Genomic DNA, 5,244 nt, shown 5'->3' on the forward strand with positions numbered 1-5,244 from the left:
CAGGTCGGCGGCGGTGGGCAACCTGTACTGGGCCCAGCCGCTGCTGGGCTTCATCGCCGCCGACCTGGGCGTCTCCACCGCCGCAGCTGGCTGGCTGGTGACCGCCACGCAGGTCGGCTACGCCGTCGGCATCCTGCTGATCGTGCCGCTGGGCGACGTGCTGGACCGGCGTCGCCTGGTGCCGCTGGTGCTGGTGTGCTCCGCGCTCGCGCTCACCGCGTGCGCCCTGGCGCCGTCCCTGCCGCTGCTGCTGGTCGCGATCACCGCCCTGGGGTTGAGCACCGTCTCCGGGCAGGTCCTCGTGCCGCTGGCCGGGGACCTCGCCGACGACGCCTCCCGCGGCCGGGTGGTCGGCACCGTCGTCTCCGGCATCCTCACCGGCATCCTCGTCTCCCGGACCGTCAGCGGCCTGGTCGCCGACGTCGCCGGCTGGCGCGCGGTCTACGTGCTGGCCGCCGCGGCAGCCCTCGTCCTCGCCGTCGTGCTGCGCCGGGCGATCCCGCCGCTGGCGCCCAAGACGCGCCTGCGCTACCCGGCGCTGATCGCCTCGGTGGCCACCGTGGTGCGCCGCGAGCGCGTCGTGCGCTGGACGCTGCTGCTGGGCGCCACGGGTTTCGCCGCGTTCACGATGTTCTGGACGGCCCTGACGTTCCTGCTGAGCGCCGAGCCGTTCGCCTACCCGGTCTCCGTCATCGGCCTGGTCGGGCTGGTGGGCCTGGCCGGGGCCGTGGCCGCCCAGCGCGCCGGGGGGCTGCACGACCGCGGCTGGTCGCTGCCGGCCACGGGCGCGGCGTGGGTGCTGGCCCTGATCTCCTTCGTCGTCGCCGGCCTGGGAGGGCGCTCCCTCGTGGCCGTGCTCGTCGCGGTGCTGCTGCTGGACGTCGCGCTGCAGGCGGTGGGCATCCTGAACCAGACGCGGATGTTCGCCGTCTCGCACGAGGAGCGCAGCAGGCTGAACACCGCCTACGTCACGGTCAACTTCACCGGCGGGGCGATCGGCTCGGCCGCCGCCGCCGTGCTGTGGTCGACCGGCGGCTGGAGCGCGGTGAGCACCGCCGGGGTGGCCCTGAGCGCCTTCGCCCTGCTCGTGTGGGCCGTGGGGCGCCGCGGTGCCCTGGTGCCGCGCACCGGCTGACCGGGCCCACCTCGGCCGCCTCGTTCGCACGGCACGGGTACGCCGACGCCTTCCGCGCGCAGGTGCAGGTGGGGGTCGTGGACCCCTGCGGCGCCCGGCGCGGCGGCACCGCCTCCGTCCACGACTCCGAGACCGCCGGCGAGCAGCTCCTGCCGGCGTGGAAGCGGCGGTGGACCGGATCGCCTCCGCGATCGCCGCACCGGCCGGGGCCGCCGCGGGCGGTTCCCGAGCGGGCGGTTCCCGAGCGGGCGGTTCCCGAGCGGGCGGTGGTGGCCGCGCACCGCGTTCACGGTGCGGCACCCGGACTCCTCGCGCGTCGGGTTCCTGTGCCGGGCCGAGGATCTCCTGGAGCAGCTGCTGAAGGCGTGGCGCCGCAGCTCCGTGCGGCCGGGGGTCGACGGGCCGCGGTCGCGGGTGCGACGCTGCCGGGGTCCCGCGCCGTCCGCGGGCGAGCACCGGACGAGCCGGCGGGGGGAGGGCGCGTGCGCACGCTGCGCCTGGGTCCGAGCGACGTGCCGCTGGCGCGCGCGACGTTCGCGCTGGTGCAGGAGGTCTTCGGCGTCGGCGGTGAGCCGCTGAGCGGTGCCCACCTGCAGCGGCTGCTGCGCCGGGAGGAGTTCTGGGCGCTGGCCGCAGTGGTGGACGGGGTGCCCGTCGGGGGCCTGACCGCGCACGTGCTGCCGATGACGCGCGCGGAGGTCGACGAGCTGTTCGTCTACGACCTGGCGGTGCGGGCCGACTGGCAGCGCCGCGGCGTGGGGCGCGCCCTGGTGCGGCACCTGCTGCGGGCGGCGTCCGCGGCGGGCGCCGTCGCCCCGATCGGCGAGGTCTTCGTGCTGGCCGACGACGAGGACGTGCACGCCCTGGACTTCTACCGCGCCGTGGGCGGGGTGGCGCAGCCGGTCACGATGTTCTCCTTCGCCCCGGAGCCCGCTGGTGGCGGACCTGCCGGCGCCGGGGCCTCGAGCGGCTGACCACCGGCCGGGGCGTCCGCGGGGTGCGGCTCAGGCGTCCGCTCCGGGGGCCTTGCGCTCGACGAGGTAGCTGTGACCGCCGACGGTGATGCGCTCCCACTGCCCGTACCCGGAGCGGGCCTCCTCCTCGGTGCGCCCGACGCGCTGGGGGCCCTCGTCCTCGGCGGAGACCTGCGCGGGGCCGGTGAAGGAGAACGCGGCGTCGAGCATCAGGTCGATCCACTTGTGCTTCGAGCGCGGCCGCTGCAGGTTCTTGGGCAGGCCCCGGGTGTCGTCGAAGGGCATGGAGGTCCTCCAGTCGGTACTTCGCTCAGCAACACTTCGTGCACTAATTATCGTACGCTGCGGGCGTGCGCTCAACCCCGAAGCGGCCCGCCGTGACCGGTGCCACACCCGGTGCTGCACCCGGTGCTGCACCCACCTGCGCGCCCGACCCCACCCCGACCGGCGCACCGGCACCGACTGCCGGCGGCGCCGAGGACCCGCTGGCGCTGGAGCGGCAGGTCTGCTTCGCCCTGGTCGTGGCTGCCCGCAGCGTGCTGGGCGTGTACCGCCCGGTGCTCGAACCCCTGGGCCTGACGCACCCGCAGTACCTGGTGATGCTCGCGCTGTGGGGCTCGGAGCCGATGTCGGTGCGCGAGCTCGGCCAGGCGCTGGCGCTGGACGCGCCCACCCTCTCCCCGCTGCTCAAGCGCCTGGAGGGCGCCGGGCTGGTGCAGCGCGAGCGGCTGCCGGAGGACCAGCGCACCCTGGCGGTCTCGCTGACGCAGGCCGGGCGGCGCCTGCGCGCGCGGGCCGAGCGGGTGCCCGGTCAGGTCGTGCAGCGCCTGGGGGTGGACGTGGCCGAGCTGGAGGCGCTGCGCGACGGCCTCACCCGGGTCATCGGCGCGGCCGGCGCGGCCGGCGCCGCGCCCGAGCCGCAGGAGCGGGCGGGCTGAGCGCCCCGCGCGGCAGGACGTGATGCACGCGACACCCCCCCGTGGGTCGCGGCACGGCCCCGCGCGGTGTTGCACGGGGTGCGGGGCGAGCCGTTCCGGCCCGCCCCCTCCAGCGGCTGCCGGAGGGGGGTGCGTCCCGCGACGCCGACGAGCACGACGAGTGAGGCACCCACGTGAGGCACGCACCGACCACCCCTGCCACCCGCGAGCTGTGGGAGCGCGTCGAGCGCTGGCGCGCGCACCCGCGCGTCGCGGCCGAGCTGCCGGACCTGCACCGGCTCACGTGCGACGACCTGCACGACGACGCGACCAGGGCGGCCACGGTGGTCGCGCTGGCCGGGCTGGGCACGGACCGGCTCACCGCGCTGCTGGACCTGCGCGACGCCCTGGCCAGCGGCGCGGTGGACGAGTGGGCCAACGCCTGGGCGCGCGAGGCGAGCTGACGCCGCAGCGGTGCCCCCGCGCCCCGGCCGGCGAGCCGTGACCCGCCGGCCGGGGCGGGTGGCTCAGGCCGTGAGGAACCGCTCGTAGAACGTGCGGGGGTCCTCGGCCAGCGAGGCCTTGACCATCGCGCTCCAGTCGTCGACGACGACCTCGAGGTCGCCGGCCTCGACGGCGTCCAGGGTCCTGCGGGCGACCACGGCCGGGTCGGTCTTCGGCCCCTGGGCCGCCCTGGCCATGTCCGTGTCCGCCAGGCCCAGGTGGACGGAGGTGACCTGCGTGCCCTGCCCGGCCAGCTCCAGGCGCAGCGCGTTGCTCATGTTCCAGTTCGCGGCCTTGGAGACCGCGTACGCGCCGGCGCCCGGGTAGGAGAACCAGGACAGCGCGGAGGCGACGTTGACGACCTTCCCGCCGCCGTTGGCGGCGAGCACGGGCGCGAAGGCGCGCACCATCGACAGCGTCCCCCAGAAGTTGACGTCCATCTCGGCGCGCACGCCGTCCAGGTCGCCGAGCAGTTCCGCGCCGGTGGAGATGCCGGCGTTGTTCACGAGCAGGTCGACGTCGGTGGCCAGGGCGGCGGCCGCGGCGACGGCGTCGGGGTCGGTGATGTCCAGGGCGATCGGCCGGGCGCCGGGCAGGTCGATCGTCCCGGGCTCGCGGGCGGCGGCGTAGACGGTCGCCCCCCGTGCGAGCAGTTCGGCGGCGAAGTGGTGCCCGAGGCCGCGGTTGGCCCCGGTGACGAGTGCGGTGGTCATGCGCCGTACGCTAAGACCTCACGTTGACGTCAGAGGCAAGTCTGGCGTCGAGCCACCGGGGGGACGGGTGCGCATCGGACAGGTCGCGCAGCTGGCGGGCGTCAGCGTGCGCGCGCTGCGCTACTACGAGGAGCAGGGCCTGCTGGTCGCCGAGCGCAGCCCCAGCGGGCAGCGCCACTACCCGCCCTCCGCGGTGGACCGGGTGAGGTTCATCCAGAACCTCTACGCCGCGGGCCTGGGCAGCAGGGCGGTCCTGCAGATCCTGCCGTGCGTCGAGCACGGCGTCCTCACCGACGAGATGCACGAGCGGCTGCTGGCCGAGCGCGCGCGCGTGCAGGCCCAGCTGGAGGAGCTGACCGCGACGCGCGACAAGCTCGACGAGGTCATCCGGGTGGGCGAGGCGTACCGCGCGGGTCGGGGGTGCCACGCGGACCCGGCCGGCCGCGCGACCGCGTCCTGAAGGACCCGGCGGTGGCCGTGCGCACCGCCGCGCTGCGCGCGGGTCACCTCCGCCCCGCGCACCCCGGGAACCTCGTGCACCCACCGCACCGGCGGGCGTCCCGGCGGAGGTGCGCCCAGCACGGCCACGGCCCCGACGTGACCGGCGGGCAGCCCGGCCAGGTGCCGACGCTCCCGGGGCGTCAGCACCGGGTCGTCGAGACCCTCGAAACCGGTCGCGCAGACCCGTTCGACGTCCACCCCCACGCGCCCGGCGGTCGACGCGGCGACGAGGACGACGTCACCGGCGTGGGAGGCGCAGGGCTGGACGGGCGGGGCCGCTCGCCCCGCCCCCTGCGGCAGCAGCGCACGCCGGCCGTGGGGCGCCTCCTCGCCCGCCCGGCCGCAGGGGGGCAGTACCGGCCCACGCGCACCCGGTGGGGTTCCGGGTCGCTCACGGCGGCCACGGCGGCGCGTCGCGGCGCGACTGACTGCGCCCCCCCGAGGGCGCCACGTGCGGCCGACCCGCACGACGGCGCCCTCGGGGGGGCGCAGTCAGTCGC

At 76.7% G+C, this 5,244-nt stretch carries 7 protein-coding genes; 5 read left to right on the top strand and 2 right to left on the bottom strand.

Annotated features, from left to right (window positions below):
- On the top strand, positions 1 to 1,135 hold a 1,135-nt coding region (locus GTR00_RS13960), incomplete at its 5' end, for an MFS transporter (RefSeq protein ID WP_166612216.1).
- 482 nt (positions 1,136 to 1,617) lie between these two features.
- Entirely contained in the window at positions 1,618 to 2,109 is a 492-nt protein-coding gene (locus tag GTR00_RS13965) for a GNAT family N-acetyltransferase (protein WP_166612217.1), read from the top strand.
- Between the two features lie 30 nt (positions 2,110 to 2,139).
- On the opposite strand, the gene GTR00_RS13970 is transcribed toward GTR00_RS13965, so the two are convergent.
- Positions 2,140 to 2,394 carry a hypothetical protein gene (locus GTR00_RS13970; RefSeq protein WP_166612218.1) on the bottom strand — a complete coding sequence of 85 codons (255 nt, stop codon included), beginning with the start codon at positions 2,392 to 2,394 and terminating at the stop codon, positions 2,140 to 2,142.
- Between the two features lie 200 nt (positions 2,395 to 2,594).
- Here GTR00_RS13970 and GTR00_RS13975 point away from each other — a divergent pair, with 200 nt between their 5' ends.
- Both GTR00_RS13975 and GTR00_RS13980 read left to right on the top strand, forming a co-directional pair.
- A complete protein-coding gene (locus GTR00_RS13975; RefSeq protein ID WP_205705791.1) occupies positions 2,595 to 3,047 on the top strand; it encodes a MarR family winged helix-turn-helix transcriptional regulator in 453 nt (150 codons plus the stop codon).
- Between the two features lie 173 nt (positions 3,048 to 3,220).
- Positions 3,221 to 3,490, top strand: coding sequence for a hypothetical protein (locus tag GTR00_RS13980; RefSeq protein WP_166612220.1), 270 nt, complete (start codon positions 3,221 to 3,223; stop codon positions 3,488 to 3,490).
- Positions 3,491 to 3,553: 63 nt separating this feature from the next.
- On the opposite strand, the gene GTR00_RS13985 is transcribed toward GTR00_RS13980, so the two are convergent.
- The gene (locus GTR00_RS13985) at positions 3,554 to 4,243 is read right to left on the bottom strand and encodes an SDR family oxidoreductase (protein WP_166612221.1); all 690 of its coding nucleotides are present in this window, start codon (positions 4,241 to 4,243) and stop codon (positions 3,554 to 3,556) included.
- Positions 4,244 to 4,310: 67 nt separating this feature from the next.
- On the opposite strand from GTR00_RS13985, the gene GTR00_RS13990 reads away from it, so the two are divergent.
- The gene (locus GTR00_RS13990; RefSeq protein ID WP_166612222.1) at positions 4,311 to 4,703 is read left to right on the top strand and encodes a MerR family transcriptional regulator; all 393 of its coding nucleotides are present in this window, start codon (positions 4,311 to 4,313) and stop codon (positions 4,701 to 4,703) included.
- Positions 4,704 to 5,244 lie beyond the last annotated feature (541 nt).

Origin of the sequence: Kineococcus indalonis (assembly GCF_009906395.1) — a bacterium.
Taxonomy (GTDB): Bacteria; Actinomycetota; Actinomycetes; order Actinomycetales; family Kineococcaceae; genus Kineococcus; species Kineococcus indalonis.